The 16789-nt window shown below is 32.6% G+C and carries 14 protein-coding genes; 12 read left to right on the forward strand and 2 right to left on the reverse strand.

Translation table 11 applies throughout. From position 1 onward, the window contains the following. Positions 1-23: 23 nt before the first annotated feature. On the reverse strand, positions 24-431 hold the full coding sequence (tsaE, locus tag FLP_RS13985; RefSeq protein ID WP_065450093.1) for a tRNA (adenosine(37)-N6)-threonylcarbamoyltransferase complex ATPase subunit type 1 TsaE: 408 nt from the start codon (positions 429-431) through the stop codon (positions 24-26). Between the two features lie 111 nt (positions 432-542). Continuing rightward, positions 543-2096 (reverse strand): T9SS response regulator signal transducer PorX, encoded by a 1554-nt coding sequence (gene porX, locus FLP_RS13990; RefSeq protein WP_065450094.1) that lies wholly within the window; start codon positions 2094-2096, stop codon positions 543-545. A 221-nt stretch (positions 2097-2317) separates the two neighbouring features. On the opposite strand from porX, the gene FLP_RS13995 reads away from it, so the two are divergent. The 12 genes from FLP_RS13995 (at position 2318) to FLP_RS14050 (ending at position 16787) form a co-directional block, all read left to right on the forward strand. Further along, the gene (locus FLP_RS13995) at positions 2318-3547 is read left to right on the forward strand and encodes an HD domain-containing protein (RefSeq protein ID WP_065450095.1); all 1230 of its coding nucleotides are present in this window, start codon (positions 2318-2320) and stop codon (positions 3545-3547) included. A 39-nt stretch (positions 3548-3586) separates the two neighbouring features. After that, positions 3587-4630: a UDP-3-O-(3-hydroxymyristoyl)glucosamine N-acyltransferase gene (lpxD, locus tag FLP_RS14000; RefSeq protein ID WP_065450096.1), complete on the forward strand. Its 1044-nt coding sequence runs from the start codon at positions 3587-3589 to the stop codon at positions 4628-4630. Beyond that, entirely contained in the window at positions 4623-6011 is a 1389-nt protein-coding gene (locus FLP_RS14005) for a bifunctional UDP-3-O-[3-hydroxymyristoyl] N-acetylglucosamine deacetylase/3-hydroxyacyl-ACP dehydratase (protein WP_065450304.1), read from the forward strand. Before lpxD ends, FLP_RS14005 begins: the two co-directional genes overlap by 8 nt. Positions 6012-6085: 74 nt before the next feature. Next, on the forward strand, positions 6086-6871 hold the full coding sequence (lpxA, locus tag FLP_RS14010) for an acyl-ACP--UDP-N-acetylglucosamine O-acyltransferase (protein WP_065450097.1): 786 nt from the start codon (positions 6086-6088) through the stop codon (positions 6869-6871). Positions 6872-7018: 147 nt separating this feature from the next. Continuing rightward, entirely contained in the window at positions 7019-7585 is a 567-nt protein-coding gene (gene efp / locus FLP_RS14015; protein WP_035680954.1) for an elongation factor P, read from the forward strand. Positions 7586-7680: 95 nt separating this feature from the next. Next, positions 7681-8610, forward strand: coding sequence for a UDP-3-O-(3-hydroxymyristoyl)glucosamine N-acyltransferase (locus tag FLP_RS14020; protein ID WP_065450098.1), 930 nt, complete (start codon positions 7681-7683; stop codon positions 8608-8610). A gap of 64 nt (positions 8611-8674) precedes the next feature. Then, positions 8675-8974, forward strand: a complete 300-nt coding sequence (locus tag FLP_RS14025; RefSeq protein ID WP_243397600.1) for a nuclear transport factor 2 family protein — start codon at positions 8675-8677, stop codon at positions 8972-8974. A gap of 84 nt (positions 8975-9058) precedes the next feature. After that, positions 9059-9931 (forward strand): succinate--CoA ligase subunit alpha, encoded by an 873-nt coding sequence (gene sucD, locus FLP_RS14030; protein ID WP_065450100.1) that lies wholly within the window; start codon positions 9059-9061, stop codon positions 9929-9931. Between the two features lie 143 nt (positions 9932-10074). Then, positions 10075-10500: a hypothetical protein gene (locus FLP_RS14035; RefSeq protein WP_065450101.1), complete on the forward strand. Its 426-nt coding sequence runs from the start codon at positions 10075-10077 to the stop codon at positions 10498-10500. A 513-nt stretch (positions 10501-11013) separates the two neighbouring features. Next, positions 11014-11625, forward strand: coding sequence for an RNA polymerase sigma factor (locus FLP_RS14040; protein ID WP_065450102.1), 612 nt, complete (start codon positions 11014-11016; stop codon positions 11623-11625). A gap of 90 nt (positions 11626-11715) precedes the next feature. Beyond that, positions 11716-12831: a FecR family protein gene (locus tag FLP_RS14045; RefSeq protein ID WP_065450103.1), complete on the forward strand. Its 1116-nt coding sequence runs from the start codon at positions 11716-11718 to the stop codon at positions 12829-12831. 239 nt (positions 12832-13070) lie between these two features. After that, positions 13071-16787 carry a SusC/RagA family TonB-linked outer membrane protein gene (locus tag FLP_RS14050; RefSeq protein WP_065450104.1) on the forward strand — a complete coding sequence of 1239 codons (3717 nt, stop codon included), beginning with the start codon at positions 13071-13073 and terminating at the stop codon, positions 16785-16787. The last annotated feature ends 2 nt before the right edge of the window (positions 16788-16789 follow it).

Raw genomic sequence — 16789 nt, forward strand, 5'->3', positions numbered from 1 at the left:
CTTCGTGAATCTCTGCGGAGGATTTATTCTAATTTCAATTCTCTTTTTCCATCTGCCAATAACTCAATTGTAACCACCGAATGTTCTTCAGGAATTAAACTAGCGATTTTTTCAGACCATTCGATAAAACACCAATTTCCGGAGTACAAATAATCATCCACGCCCATATCCAGAGCTTCAGTTTCTTTATTTAGTCGATAAAAATCAAAATGATAAACGATCTGATTGTTAGGAGTGTAGTATTCATTAACTAAAGAAAAGGTTGGGCTGCTTGTAGCATCTTCAACTCCAATATTTTTACAAAGTTGTTTGATTAAGGTAGTTTTTCCAACTCCCATTTCTCCATTAAAAAGAATAATTTTCTTTGGATTTTGAACTAAAATTTTCTCTGCTACTTCTTTAATCTGATCTAATGAAAAAACGATATTCATTTTTATTGCTTATTAATTATAGTCTCAATTTTGAGTTTTCAGTCACGGTTTTCAGTCACAGTTTAGGACTGTAAACTGTGACTGTGACTAAAAACCGCGGCTAAAACTTTTCTATTTCGGGTTAAATACCAAGAACGGAATAATCATTTCTTCTAACGAAATTCCTCCGTGTTGATATGTATTTCTGTAATAACTCACATAATGATTGTAGTTGTTTACGTAGGCTAAAAAGAAATCATTTTTAGCAAAAATAAACGAACTGCTCATGTTTATTGCCGGTAAACCAATATCTTTTGGTTCTTTTACTACGTAAACATCTTTTTGTTCGTACGTTAAACTACGACCTGTTTTATAACGCAAATTTAAACTTGTATTTTTATCTCCCACCACTTTTGACGGGTTTTTTACATTAATTGTTCCGTGATCTGTTGTTAGGATCAATTTGAAACCTAAAAGTTGTGCTTGCTGGATAATTTCTAAAAGCGGAGAATTTTTAAACCAGCTTAAAGTTAGTGAGCGATACGCTTTATCATCAGAAGCTAGTTCTTTTACAACATCCATTTCGGTTTTTGCGTGAGACAGCATATCAACGAAATTGTATACTACGGTAACTAAGTCATTGCCTTTAAGTGCTTTGAAGTTTTCGGCTAATTTTTTACCTCCGGCATAATTAGTGATTTTAAAATAATCTTCTTTTATGTTTAGGCCTAAACGTTTTAATTGTGCGGTTAGAAATTCAGCTTCGTAAAGGTTTTTTCCTCCGTCTTCTACATCATTTTTCCAGTATTGCGGAAATTGTTTTTCCATTTCTGTTGGCAATAAGCCAGAGAAAATAGCATTTCTGGCATATTGTGTTGCAGTAGGAAGTATAGAGAAATAAGGAACTTCTTTTTCTAATTTGTAATAATTTGCTACAACGGTTTCAAAAGATTTCCATTGGTCGTAACGTAAATTATCAATTACAACGAATAAAATGGGTTTGTCTTTCTTTTTGATTTCAGGAACAACTAATTCCTTGAATAAATTATGGGATTGAATTGGTTTATCTGCTTTTGGTGCAAACCAGTCTTCATAATTTCTCTCGATGAATTTTCCGAATTGAGAATTGGCTTCAACTTTTTGAGATTCAAGGATTTCGATCATTCCCTGATCGTTGATGTTTTCGAGTTCAAGTTCCCAAAAAATCAATTTTTTATATAATTCTACCCAATCTTCATAGGAATTAACCATAGCCATTTCCATGGCGATTTTTCTAAATTCCTTTTGATAATCCAGCGTTGTTTTTTCAGAAATTAATCTTGAATGATCGAGGTTTTTCTTTAAACTCAGTAAAATCTGATTCGGATTTACCGGTTTTATTAAATAATCTGCGATTTTAGAACCAATAGCTTCTTCCATTATGTACTCTTCTTCGCTTTTGGTAATCATAATCATTGGTATGGCCGATTTTTTTTCTTTCATTTCAGAAAGTGTTTCCAGGCCACTCATTCCAGGCATATTTTCATCCAAAAAAACAATGTCAAAATTATCTTCTTCAAATAAGGCAATAGCATCCAAACCATTGTTACAAGTGGTTACAGCATAGTTTTTTTTCTCGAGAAATAATATATGTGGTTTCAAAAGATCGATTTCGTCATCGACCCAAAGTATTTTTATCTTATCCATAAACGTGTTTAATTTTAATGCAATTTAGAGGTATAGAACTTAAAAAGTATTAAAAATAGTATAAATTTCAGAATAACAAAAGTTGGTTTTTGTATATTTTTTTAAATGTAATTCAGTAATACTCTGGAAATCATCACACTTTAATGTCAATTTTTAAATGAAAAACACAAAGCTGTTTATAGTTAATTACTTATATTTGTTGACCTAAAAAGAACCAAATAGTGACTCATATCAATAAGTTAAAAATATTCAATGATCCCATTTACGGGTTTATTTCTATCCCGAACGAACTTATTTACGACTTAATTCAGCATCCGTATTTTCAGCGTTTACGCCGTATTTCGCAAATGGGAATGTCGTATTTGGTTTATCCCGGGGCCAATCATACTCGTTTTCATCATGCTTTGGGCTGTATGCATTTGATGCAAAAGGCTGTAGAAACACTTCGTTTTAAAGGAGTTGCTATTTCAAATGATGAAGAATGTGCTTTGTTAATCGCTATTTTACTTCATGATATTGGTCATGGGCCGTTTTCGCATGCAATGGAAAAAAGTATTGTTGAAGATGTAAATCATGAAGCCATTTCATTATTATTCATGAATCAGTTGAATGATGAATTCGAAGGTAAATTGAGTTTGGCAATTCAGGTTTTTAAAGGAGAATATCACAGGAAATTTATGCTGCAATTGATTTCAAGTCAGTTGGATATGGATCGAATGGACTATTTGAAACGTGATAGTTTTTATACTGGTGTTGCTGAAGGAAATGTTAATTCCGAACGTTTGATTCAAATGATGAATGTCGTTGACGGCGTTTTGGTAATTGAAGAGAAAGGAATTTATTCTGTAGAGAAATTTTTGCTTTCAAGAAGATTAATGTACTGGCAGGCTTATTTGCATAAAACAAGTTTAGTTGCAGAGTTAATTTTGATGAATGTGCTAAAAAGAGCCAAAGAATTAACCTTAAAGGGGATTATTTTGCCTTGCAGTGAGCCTCTTTTGTATTTTATGCAAAACAAAGTGACTTTAGAAGATTTTGATGCTGAAAAATTAGATTTGTTTTCTCAACTAGATGATTTTGATATAATTAGTGCTTTAAAAGCATGGCAAAAGCAAGATGATTTTGTGTTGTCTACTTTGAGTAAGATGTTGATTAATAGAGATTTATTAAAAATTAAATTAAGTGCTGAGAAAATTTCGGCAGAAGAATCTCAATCTTTAAAAGAAGAATTTGCTAATGCACACCATATTACGCAATTAGAGGCGGGATATTTTATTTTTAGAGGAAAAATAAAAAATCAGGCTTATAGTAAAGAAGCTGAACCTATACGAATTTTGAAAAAAGATAAAACAATTGAGGATGTCGTAGAAGCATCTGATCAGCTGAATTTGAAATCGTTATCTAAATTGGTTACAAAATATTACATCTGTTTTCCAAAACAACTTATCTAAAATTAACATTTAAAATCTATTTTTTATATTTTTGTCGCAATGAAATTTACAGCAGAACAAATAGCAGGAATTTTAGAAGGAGAAGTTGTTGGAAATCCCAATGCAGAAGTTTCTCGGCTGTCTAAAATAGAAGAAGGTGAGGAAGGATCGCTCACTTTTTTGGCTAATCCAAAATATATCAACTACATATATACCACAAAAGCATCAGTTACTATAGTGAATGACAGCTTTATACCTGAACAGGAAATCACTACCACTTTAATAAAAGTAGAGGACGCTTATGCCTCTTTTTCTAAACTTTTGCAATTTTATAATCAGGTAAAATTGAATAAAAACGGAATAGAAGCGCAATCTTTTTTAACTGAAGGAACTAAATATGGTGAGAATTTATATCTGGGAAGCTTTAGTTATATAGGACAAAACGTGGTTTTAGGTGACAACGTAAAAATTTATCCAAACAGTTTTATTGGTGATAATGTTGTTATTGGAGATAATGTATATATTTTTGCAGGCGCCAAAATTTATTCTGAAACTATAATTGGTAACAATTGTACTATTCATTCAGGAACTATTATTGGTGCAGATGGCTTTGGTTTTGTACCAAATGAAGAAGGAGTATATAGTAAAGTTCCTCAAATTGGAAATGTAATTATAGAAGATAACGTCGATATTGGAGCAAATACCACAATAGACAGAGCAACTCTTGGTTCTACGATAATTAGAAAGGGAGTTAAATTAGACAATCAGATTCAGATTGCTCACAATGTAGAAATAGGTAAAAACACGGTAATTGCAGCGCAATCAGGTGTTGCCGGTTCTACAAAAATAGGAGAAAACTGTATGATTGGCGGGCAAGTAGGTATCGCAGGCCACTTAATTATAGGTAATAATGTTAGATTGCAGGCCCAGTCAGGAGTTGCAAGAAACATTAAAGATGATGAAACATTGCAGGGAACACCGTCTCTTGCATATACTGATTTTAACAAATCGTATGTACATTTCAAGAATCTGCCTAAAATAGTTGCCGAAGTTGAAGAATTAAAAAAACAAATAATAAACCCAAAAAATGGAAATAATGGTTAAACAGAAGACCATCAAAAATGAAATTTCACTAACAGGCGTTGGATTACACACTGGAAAAGAAGTTACAATGACTTTTAAACCGGCTCCAATTAATAATGGTTTCACTTTTGTAAGAGTTGATTTGCAAGGTCAGCCCGTGATCGAAGCAGATGCTAACTATGTTGTTAATACGCAAAGAGGCACAAATTTAGAAAAACTTGGTGTAAAAATTCAAACTCCGGAACACGTTTTAGCGGCTTTAGTTGGTTGTGATCTGGATAACGTTATTATAGAATTAAATGCCTCTGAACTTCCTATCATGGATGGTTCATCAAAATATTTTGTTGAAGCGATTGAAAACGCAGGTATCGAAGAACAAGATGCTAAACGTAATGTTTATGTAGTAAAAGAAGTAATTTCGTTTACTGATGAAACTACCGGAAGCGAGATCTTAGTGATGCCAAGCGATGATTATCAGGTAACTGCAATGGTTGATTTTGGTACTAAAGTTTTAGGTACCCAAAATGCAACGATGAAAAGCATAGCCGATTTTAAAGAAGAAATTGCGAATTCAAGAACGTTTAGTTTCTTACACGAATTAGAATCTCTTTTAGAAAACGGATTAATCAAAGGTGGAGATTTAAATAATGCTATTGTATATGTAGATAAAGAAATATCTGAGTCTACAATGGAAAATTTAAAGAAAGCTTTTGGTAAAGATAAAATTTCGGTTAAGCCAAATGGTGTTTTAGATAACTTGACTTTACATTATCCAAACGAAGCTGCACGACATAAATTATTGGATGTTGTTGGAGATTTATCTTTGATTGGAGTTAGAATTCAGGGAAAAATTATTGCTAATAAACCAGGGCACTATGTAAATACACAGTTTGCCAAAAAATTAGCAAAAATTATTAAAATAGAACAAAGAAATCATGTTCCGGTTTATGATTTAAATCTGGAGCCATTGATGGATATTCATAAAATTATGGCAGTTTTGCCACACAGACCTCCGTTTTTATTGATTGACAGAATTATTGAAATGTCTGACAGTCATGTTGTGGGTATGAAAAATGTAACGATGAACGAAAATTTCTTCGTAGGACATTTTCCCGAAGCTCCAGTAATGCCAGGTGTTTTAATTGTTGAAGCAATGGCGCAAACAGGTGGGATTTTAGTATTAAGCACTGTTCCGGATCCTGAAAATTATTTGACCTATTTCATGAAAATTGATAATGTTAAATTCAAACATAAAGTATTGCCGGGTGATACCTTAATTTTCAAATGCGAATTAATTTCTCCTATCAGAAGAGGAATTTGTCATATGCAGGCAAATGCATACGCAAACGGAAAGTTGGTAACAGAGGCAGAATTAATGGCTCAAATTGCAAGAAAACAATAATAATTTAATCAAATTTATTGTTTACGTTTGTTGCCCAAATTAGACTATTTTAATATAAAATATAAAACTCACAGATGAATCAACCATTAGCATATGTTCATCCCGGCGCTAAAATCGCTAAAAACGTTGTAATTGAGCCTTTTACAACAATTCACAATAATGTTATTATTGGTGATGGTACGTGGATTGGTTCAAATGTAACCATCATGGAAGGTGCAAGAATTGGAAAAAATTGTAATATTTTTCCAGGAGCAGTTATTTCTGCAGTACCGCAAGATTTAAAATTTGGAGGAGAAGATTCTTTAGCTATTATAGGAGACAATTGTACTATTAGAGAGTGTGTAACGATCAATAGAGGTACAGTTGCTTCGGGTCAAACAATTTTAGGTAATAACTGTTTGGTTATGGCTTACGCGCACATTGCACACGATTGCGAGATTGGTAATAATGCTATTATTGTAAACGGTGTTGCTTTGGCAGGTCACGTTGTGGTTGGTAATCACGCTGTAATTGGTGGTTTGGCCGCTATTCATCAATTTATTCATATCGGTGATCATGCCATGATTTCTGGTGGATCATTGGTTAGAAAAGATGTTCCTCCTTATACAAAAGCGGCAAAAGAACCGTTATCGTATGTAGGGATCAATTCAGTTGGTTTAAGAAGAAGAGGTTTTACTACTGAGAAAATCAGAGAAATTCAGGAAATTTACAGAATTTTATACCAAAAGAACTATAATACAACACAAGCTTTAAGTATAATTGAAGCTGAAATGGAGGCTACTCCTGAGAGAGATGAAATTCTGGATTTTATCAGAAATTCATCTAGAGGAATTATGAAAGGTTATTCGGGAAATTATTAATTTAAAATTTTAGAGTTTAGATTTCTGATTTTAGATTTCAGGCTTCATCATTAATAATTCAGATAAAAATAAAAATAATATGTAATGTAGGCTGATTCATTTTACAGAATCTAAAATCTACATTCTAAAATCTAAAATTAAAAAAAAATGGCATCTACATCAGATATTAGAAACGGATTGTGTATTAAATTCAATCACGATATTTATAAAATTGTTGAATTTCTTCACGTAAAACCTGGAAAAGGTCCGGCTTTCGTAAGAACAAAATTGAGAAGTTTAACTACAGGAAGAGTATTAGATAATACATTTTCTGCAGGACATAAAATTGATGATGTGCGTGTAGAGACGCATAATTACCAGTTTTTATATGCTGAAGGAGATGAATTTCATTTTATGAATACAGAATCTTTTGAGCAAATTTCTTTGAATAAAAACATTTTGGATGCTCCGGGATTATTAAAAGAAGGAACAAGTGTAATGGTTCAGGTAAATACTGAAACTGATTTGCCATTATCTGTAGATATGCCATCTTCTGTAATTCTTGAAGTTACTTATGCAGAGCCAGGAGTAAAAGGTAATACTGCTACAAACGCAACTAAATCTGCTACGGTAGAAACTGGTGCTAATGTAAACGTTCCGTTGTTCATCAACGAAGGTGATAAAATTAAAATTGATACAGCTTCAGGTAATTACATGGAGCGTGTAAAAGAGTAGTTTTTATAAGTTTTCAGTTTTCAGTCGCAGTTAGCAGTTTGTTGATAGATTGAAAACTGAGACTGAAAACTGAGACTAAAAACTAATTATAAAATATGAAATTTCCAAAGATTCATTCTTTACAAGAAATTGCAAATTTGCTTCAATGCGAATTTATTGGTGACCCAAACTTTCCGGTTTCAGGCATGAATGAAATACATGTAGTTGAACCTGGAGATATAGTTTTTGTCGACCATCCAAAATATTATGACAAAGCTTTACAATCGGCAGCTACTATTGTTTTAATCAATAAAAAGGTAGATTGTCCGGAAGGTAAGGCTCTTTTGATTTCTGATGATCCTTTCAGAGATTTTAATACCCTGACCAAACATTTTAGACCTTTTCTGGCAACAAGTGTATCTGTTGCTCTTTCTGCAACTATTGGAGAAGGAACTGTAATTCAGCCCAATTGTTTTGTTGGGAACAACGTTACAATTGGTGAAAATTGTCTGATACATCCTAATGTTACGATTTACGACCACACTGTAATTGGTGATAATGTTATCATTCATGCAGGAACAATTTTAGGAGCTGATGCATTCTATTATAAAAAACGTGCGGATGGTTTTGATCAGTTAATTTCCGGAGGAAGAGTAGTAATACATGATAATGTTGGTATTGGTGCCCTTTGTACAATAGACAAAGGTGTAACAGGAGATACTACTATTGGTGAAGGAACAAAGCTGGATAATCAGGTACATGTTGGGCATGATACTGTGATTGGGAAAAAATGCTTAATAGCATCGCAAACTGGTATTGCAGGTTGTGTTATTATCGAGGACGAAGTTACTATTTGGGGACAGGTTGGTACTACAAGCGGTATCACGATAGGAGCAAAGGCTGTTATTATGGGGCAAACCGGAGTTACTAAATCAGTCGAAGGAGGGAAATCTTATTTTGGTACTCCAATCGAAGAATCAAGAGAAAAGTTAAAACAATTAGCCAATATCAAAAAGATTCCTGAAATTTTAAATAAATTGAAGTAATATGTCTATTAAAGAATTTGTTCAGAAATTTTACAAGTCAGACGCCTTGATTGATTGCGAAGTTATGAAAACTTATTTGCATCCTGAGGTTAAATTAGATTGGCATAGTACCAAAGGATTAATCGAAATGGATTATAACTCGATGTTAGATATGGCCAACGAGCTTAGTCGTGCTTATGTGCGGTCAAAAGTTAGAATAAGCCACATTCTGGCCGAAGAGGATCTGGTTTCTATACGATATTCTCATTTTGTGAAAACGATTGAGAACCCACGAGAAGAGATGTTATTGGCCCATTTTTCTACAATTTGGCAAATAAAAGATGATAAATTATATCGTGGTTATCAAATGAGTCAATTTTCTTGATTTTTTTGAAGACAAAAAGGTTAAAATACGTTACAAAACCTTACTTTTGCATCACAATTTTAAAAACTACATAAAATATATATCATGAGTGTTTTAGTTAATAAAGATTCCAAAATAATTGTTCAAGGATTTACAGGAAGTGAAGGAACTTTCCACGCTTCTCAAATGATTGAGTACGGTACTAATGTTGTTGGTGGTGTTACTCCGGGTAAAGGAGGAACTAGCCATTTAGATCGTCCGGTTTTTAATACAGTAAAAGACGCTGTTGATCAAGCTGGAGCTGATACATCTATCATTTTCGTACCACCGGCTTTTGCTGCTGATGCAATTATGGAAGCTGCTGATGCTGGAATTAAAGTAATTATTGCTATTACAGAAGGAATTCCTGTAGCAGATATGATTAAAGCAAATAATTATGTTAAAGAAAGAAATTCCAGATTAATCGGGCCAAACTGTCCAGGAGTAATTACTCCGGGTGAAGCTAAAGTTGGTATTATGCCAGGTTTCGTTTTCAAAAAAGGAACAGTTGGTATCGTTTCTAAATCAGGAACTTTAACTTACGAAGCTGCTGACCAGGTTGTAAAACAAGGTTTAGGAATCACTACAGCTATTGGTATTGGTGGAGATCCAATTATTGGAACTACAACTAAAGAAGCTGTTGAATTATTAATGAACGATCCTGAAACTGAAATTATCATTATGATTGGTGAAATTGGTGGTCAATTAGAAGCTGATGCTGCTAAATGGGTTAAAGCTGATGGTAACCGTAAACCAGTAGTTGGTTTTATCGCTGGAGAAACTGCTCCTGCTGGTAGAACAATGGGTCACGCAGGTGCTATTGTTGGTGGTTCTGATGATACAGCTGCTGCTAAAAAGCAAATTATGAGAGACAACGGAATTCACGTTGTTGATTCACCAGCTGAAATTGGTAAAAAAGTAAAAGAAATATTAGGATAATCCCTAATATTAAAAATAAAAAATTCCAAAAAAAAAGTCTCAATATTTTGTTGAGACTTTTTTACATTTTTAAAATATTGGAATATAATTTAAAAACTTAGCAACTTAGAACCTTAGTTTCTTAGAAGCTTAAAATAAGAAATATGTACAAAGAATTAGAAAAATTTAAAGTAAGCAATAGTTTTACTTTTACTATTGAAGATAGTTTAGAACAAGCTTGTAACGCATCTGAAGGTGCTGGAGTTTTTGTTGTTTATGCTGTTGAAGGTGGCGCAAAAGAATTAATCATGGTGGGTTCTACAGGAACTGTTCAGAACGACGGAACCTTAAAAAGTAAAAATGGCGGTTTATACGATAAAATTGTAAACGGACATCAATTTGCTAAAACCGGAAGAAAATATTCATGGCCGGCTCAAATGAAGCTAGAGACTATCGCTGCTCTTGAAGTGGTTTGGTACGAAACTTTTAATGCAGATATAAAGTCTATCCCAACTGCTGTTGAAGGACAGGTTTTGCAAAATTTCTTAGATGAAAATGCAAAATTACCTAGATGGAATGTGGCTTTCTAAGTCGGTTTTATTATAATATAATTTAAGGTCTTACTAATTTTAGTAAGGCCTTTTTTTTTTTTTGCTTTATTAAAAATTAATTGTGGTTTGTAATTAGCCACTACTTGCAGTTCGGTAATATTTATTCTTGACTATTCTTTGTTTTTAGGTGATCTAATTTTACTCTGTTCTCGATTTTAACTCATAAAATTTTCTTATAGTGTGTTTTGGTAAAGTGTGAAAATTACGTTTTTGAAAATGTTAAAAATATATTAAAAAAATATGGTAGTTTAATCTTACAATAATTATGTTTTTATAAATAATCTGTTTTTTTTAATTAAGGCTAATTCCTCATTAAATCAATAGATATGGGCTTTTTCCTATGTTACGAATCGGTTTATTGTATGTAAAAAAATTGGTTTTGTATTTTAGCTTTTATATATTTATCGCACAGAACTAAAGGATAATGTTAAAAAACCGTATTCTTTATGTTAAAACTAAGTGCTTATTTTCAAGAATTCTATCCAAATTAATATGAAGACCAAAACTTTACAATTCAAAACTTTTGACGACATCACGCTTTGGAATAACTTGAAAGATGGAGATGAAAAATCATTTTCAATCCTATTTGAAAAATACTACGCAGACCTGGTAAATTACGGTAATTCACTTTCTTCTTATACCGAAAAAGTACAGGACTGTGTTCAGGACGTTTTTACTGATATTTGGGTATATCGCAACGGACTTCAAAGTTCAGTTGTGGTAAAAGCTTATTTATTGTCAAGCGTACGTAAGAGAATTGCGCGTTTGTACGAACGTGATCATATTTTTCGTAAATCTACGAGCACTGACGCTATTGCTTTTTTATTAGAATTTTCAGTAGAACATGACCTTATCGATGATGATTACGCGACGAGGGAAAAAGTTGTTCATTTAAATAAATTATTAAATGACTTACCACCACGTCAAAAAGAAGCATTGTATTTACGTTATCACCAAGGCTTAACAGTAGAGCAAATTGCAGATATGTTGGATGTTAATTATCAGTCGGCAAGTAACTTGTTACATCGCGGTTTACTTACGCTGCGTAAAGAATGGAAGGGGAGTATTTCATTAATTGTTGTACTATCTTCAATAGTGTGTTAAATTTATTTTAAAAAAATGTAAAAAAAATCACAATTTGGTGAGTATATAATAAAAGAACTGTCCTCTATGTTTTTGTAACCTCATTTTTAGATGCAAAAACGTAATAAATATACCGAAATTGAAGATTTTTTATCTGACGAATCATTCCAGTCATGGATTTTATTTAAAATTGACGAAGATGGTTGGGAAGAATGGACTTTAGAAAGCCGCCAACGTGCTAAGTTGGTAGAAGATGCAAGATTGTTATTATTGGCCATGAAAGCGCCGGAAACTAATTTATCATCTTCTGATCTTCATAATGCTTTACAAACTACATGGATTAAAATTGAAGAAAAGGAAAATCAAAACAATTTAATTCAGGATTTAAAAGTAAAATTTCTAAGAAAAAAGATCTTTAGCTCAGTCGCAGCTGCTATAGTGATTGGTTTGATATCGATTTGGTTTTACCAAAATCAAGTAGGGCCTGAAAGTAAAGTTGTTACCTATAAAGAACTTATCGACGAAAATAACGAAGGATTGGTAGAACAAACCAATAATTCTAACAAACCACAAATCATCACATTATCTGATGGTAGTTCGGTTTTATTACAACCCAATAGTAAATTAAGTTATCCTAAAATCTTTACCGGGAACGAAAGAAAGGTGTATTTATCTGGCGAAGGTTTCTTTGAAATTAGTAAAAATCCTAAAAAGCCTTTTTTTGTTTACGCAAACGAAATTGTTACAAAGGTAGTTGGAACGAGTTTTAGAGTAAAAGCTTATTCTGATCAGCCTGATGTAGAAGTTCTTGTGCGCACCGGTAAAGTTAGGGTAAAATCGAACGAGTTAGTTTCGAGTTCAAATCAGGAAGAAGTGATCTTGCTTCCTAATCAGGCTTTGCGTTTTTTACGCAGTGATTTAAGTTTTAATAAAATCACAAACATCACCGAGGATGAAACGTTGACCCGCAATGTTGGTAATATCGAGCAATTGAGCTTTGAGTTTACAGATATTCCGGTAGCGCAGATTTTTGAAACTATAGAGCAGGCCTATCTGGTAGATATAGATTATCCCAAAGATAAATTGAAAGATTGCCACTTGACCACTTCACTTAGTGATCAACCTTTAACAGAAAAACTAAAAATTGTCTGTAATAGCATAGGTAATAATACTAGTTTTCAAATGAATGGTAATCAAATCATTATAACATCTCAAGGATGTAATTAATTCGCTCTGTAACTGTAATTATGAGTTGATTTAAATTTTAATAATTTCAAAAATAAAACTAAACCAAACTAAAACCAATAATAATAAATGCCTATGTAAAAGATGATAATGCAGAAAAAAAGTGCCGAAATGCTGTAACATTATCGACACTTCAATTAGTTGAATTTCTCTCTGTAAAGAGTTATTCATTACGTTTCAAAATACACTCGAATAAGTATTAATCAAAACAATCCAAAATTATGAAAAAACCAGTTGTTAAACAACGATTACTCCATCGAATCATGAAAATAACACTATTTCAGTTTGTCTTGGCGCTTGTATTTTCAAGTGTTGCCATGGCAAATAATGTAAATGGGCAAAAAAAACTAGATACCAAGGTTACCATCAATGTTGCTAATTTAACATTAGATAATGCCTTGACTAAACTAGAAAAGTCTGCTAACGTAAAATTTTCTTATAACTCAAGATTGCCTCAACTTACCCAAAAGGTAAGTATAGATGCCAATCAGGAAACTCTTTCAAGTATTCTAAACCGTATTTTGATACCATTTAATATAACTTATACAGAAGTAAGTAATCAAATTGTTTTGCAAAAAAATGCTGCAACAGATTCTTTTGCAGATTTAGATGCAGGTAATTCTTTATTTGAAATATTAGCTGCAGGTCCAATTATCAAAGGTGTAGTTACCGATGCAACTGGTAGTCCACTTCCAGGTGCTACTGTGTTGGTAAAAGGAACAAAAATTGCGGTCCTTACTGATTTTGATGGTAGGTTTAGTATCGAAGTACCATCAAATAGTGATAAACTTGTAATTTCTTATGTTGGTATGGAGTCCAAAGAAATTGGTTTAGGAAACACTAATCCAACAATTGTTTTAAGCGAAGAAGGGCAAAATTTAAAAGAAGTAGTAGTTACAACAGGTTACGAAAAAACATCTAAAAGGACATTTACAGGTGCTATCAGTAAAATTTCAGGGGCTGAACTAAAAGTTGATGGTGTAGTAGATGTTAGCAGAATGATTGAAGGTAAAGCCGCCGGGGTTACTGTACAAAACGTTACAGGTTCTTTTGGTGCTACTCCTAAAATTACAGTGCGTGGATCTTCTTCTATTTTTGGAGATACTAAACCACTATGGGTTATTGATGGTATTGTTCAGGAAGATATCATTAACGTTTCATTTGCAGATTTAGCTTCAGGAAATTCAGCTACTCTATTAAGTTCTGCTGTTGCAGGATTAAATGCAAATGATATACAAAGTATTGAAATTCTTAAAGATGCATCAGCTACTTCTATCTACGGTTCAAGATCGTTAAATGGGGTTGTAGTTGTTACAACTAAACAAGGACGTAGAGATTCTCCTTTAAAAGTAAATTATTCTGTAGAGAATACAGTAAGAACAGTTCCAAGCTATACTCAATATGATATTTTAGATTCTCAGGAATCTATGAGTGTTTTTCAGGAAATGAGATCAAAAGGTTATTTAGATCAAAGTTCATCTTTAACAGCAAGATTTAGCGGTGTGTTTGGTATTTTGGCAAAACAAGTAAATCTTTACCAAGAATCAAATGGTTTATATGGTGTTAAAAATGAGCAGCCTTATGTTAATGAATTTTTGAAAAAATATGAATTAGGAAATACAGATTGGTTCAAAGTTTTATTTAGACCATCTATCACTCAAAATCACTCATTAAGTTTTTCTGGCGGTGGAAAAAACAATACATTCTACGCGTCTTTAGGTTATTATACAGATCCGGGTTGGACTTTGGCTGATAAAGTAAAACAATTATCATCAAATATTAAAGGTACATTCTTTCTTAATGACAGGTTAACTGTTACTTTGTCTACTTTAGGATCTATTCGTGATCAGGAAGCTCCGGGTACTTACGAAAGCAAAAATGATGTTGTATTTGGTAAAATTACAAGAGATTTTGATATTAATCCATTTAACTATGTATTAAGTACAAGCAGAACGCTTAGGCCTTATGATGAAAAAGGTAATTTAGAATATTACCAAAATAACTGGGCTCCAATGAACATTCTGAACGAATTGAAGAATAATACACTTGGAATTAAAGTACAGGATATTCGTTTTCAAGGTGATTTAGATTATAAAATCAACAAGAACTTAACGTATAATTTTACAGGTTCTGCTCGTTACGCTAATACATCTAGAGAGCACAAAATTTATGAAGATTCAAATGTTGTTGGCGCTTACAATGCAGGGGTAGGTGAAAATTTAAATACTCAAATTCAAAAAGATAACGTATTCTTATATCAAAATCCAAATGATTTAACAGCTCCAAAAATTTCTGTATTGCCAAATGGTGGTTTCTTAAGAAAATATACTAATGATATGACCTCATACAATATTAGAAATAGTATTACTTACAGAAATACATTTAGTGATAAACATGAAGTTGAAGGATTTTTTGGTACAGAGTTTAGATCTGTAGATAGAAATAATGACAACTTTACTGCGGCAGGGATTCAATTTGCAAAAGGACTTAGTTCTTTTACTGATCCTAAATTAATTGAAAAATTAATAAATGAAGGAAACTCTTATTATGATTTTGGAGCAGAAAGAGAACGTACAGTTGGTTTCTTTGGAAAAGTAGGTTACACTTACGATCGTCGTTATACAGCTTCTTTTACAGGTCGCTATGATGGATCTAACAGACAAGGTGATAGTGGTGCTTCGAGATGGCTTCCTACTTACACGGTTAGTGGTAAATGGAATATTAAAGAAGAAAGTTTTATGAAAGATGTAGAGTCTGTTAATACTTTGGCACTTAGAGCTTCTTATGGTTTAACAGCAACTGCAGGACCAGCTACAAACTCATTGGCTATTTACAAAAGTTATATCACAGACCGTTTCAATACTGGTGATAGAGAAAACGCAATACGTATCGAAGATTTGCAAAACAAAGATTTGACATGGGAAAAACAATATGAAACGAATATTGGTTTAGATTTAGGAATGTTTAGAAACAGAGTACAGCTTACTACAGATGTTTACAGTCGTAAAGCATTTGATTTGATCGATTATGTAATTACATCAGGAGTAGGAGGACAAGAGATTAAACAAGGAAATAATGCTGATATGGAAACTAAAGGTCTTGAGATTGGTATTACTACTCAAAACATTGCTTCTCATGATTTTAAATGGTCTACTACGTTGAACTTTTCAATCTATGATCAAAAAATTACAAAATTAGCTAACAAACCATCTGTCTTTGATTTAATTGCTACAAATGGGGGTAACACCGTGGGACGTCCTAGAAATTCATTGTATTCTTATCAATTTACAGGATTAAACAATGAAGGATTACCGACTTTTAAATTACAAGATGGTGCTACAAGTAATATTGTTGATGCTAATTTTCAAGATACTAATGATGTTACAAAGTACTTGAAATATGAAGGATCTGTCGAACCTAATAAATCAGTTGGTCTTGCCAATACACTTACCTACAAAAACTTAACTTTATATGTGTTTATCGTAGGATCTGGAGGAAATAAAGTAAGATTAAACCCAGTGTATAGTAATACTTATACAGATCAAACTGTTTTTACAAAAGATTTTGCAAACAGATGGATCAATCCTGGTGACGAAAACAATACAAATGTTCCGGTTATTGCAGATAAATTAATGAATAGAAATTATGGTGCGAGCGATTTGCAAATTGCATATAATACTTATAACTTTTCTGATGTTAGAATTGCCAGCGGTGATTTTGTAAGATTAAAAAATATTTCTCTTGCATGGGAATTTCCAAATGATTTCAAGAGAAAATTAGGATTAGCTACTTTTAATTTAAAAGGATCAGCAGTTAACCCATGGTTGATTTATTCTGATAAAAGATTAAACGGACAAGATCCTGAATTCCGTAACACTGGAGGGGTAGCTTTTCCTATTACGGCACAATATACATTTGCAATAAATCTTTCATTTTAACA

Origin of the sequence: Flavobacterium piscis, from assembly GCF_001686925.1 — a bacterium.
Classification (GTDB): Bacteria; Bacteroidota; Bacteroidia; order Flavobacteriales; family Flavobacteriaceae; genus Flavobacterium; species Flavobacterium piscis.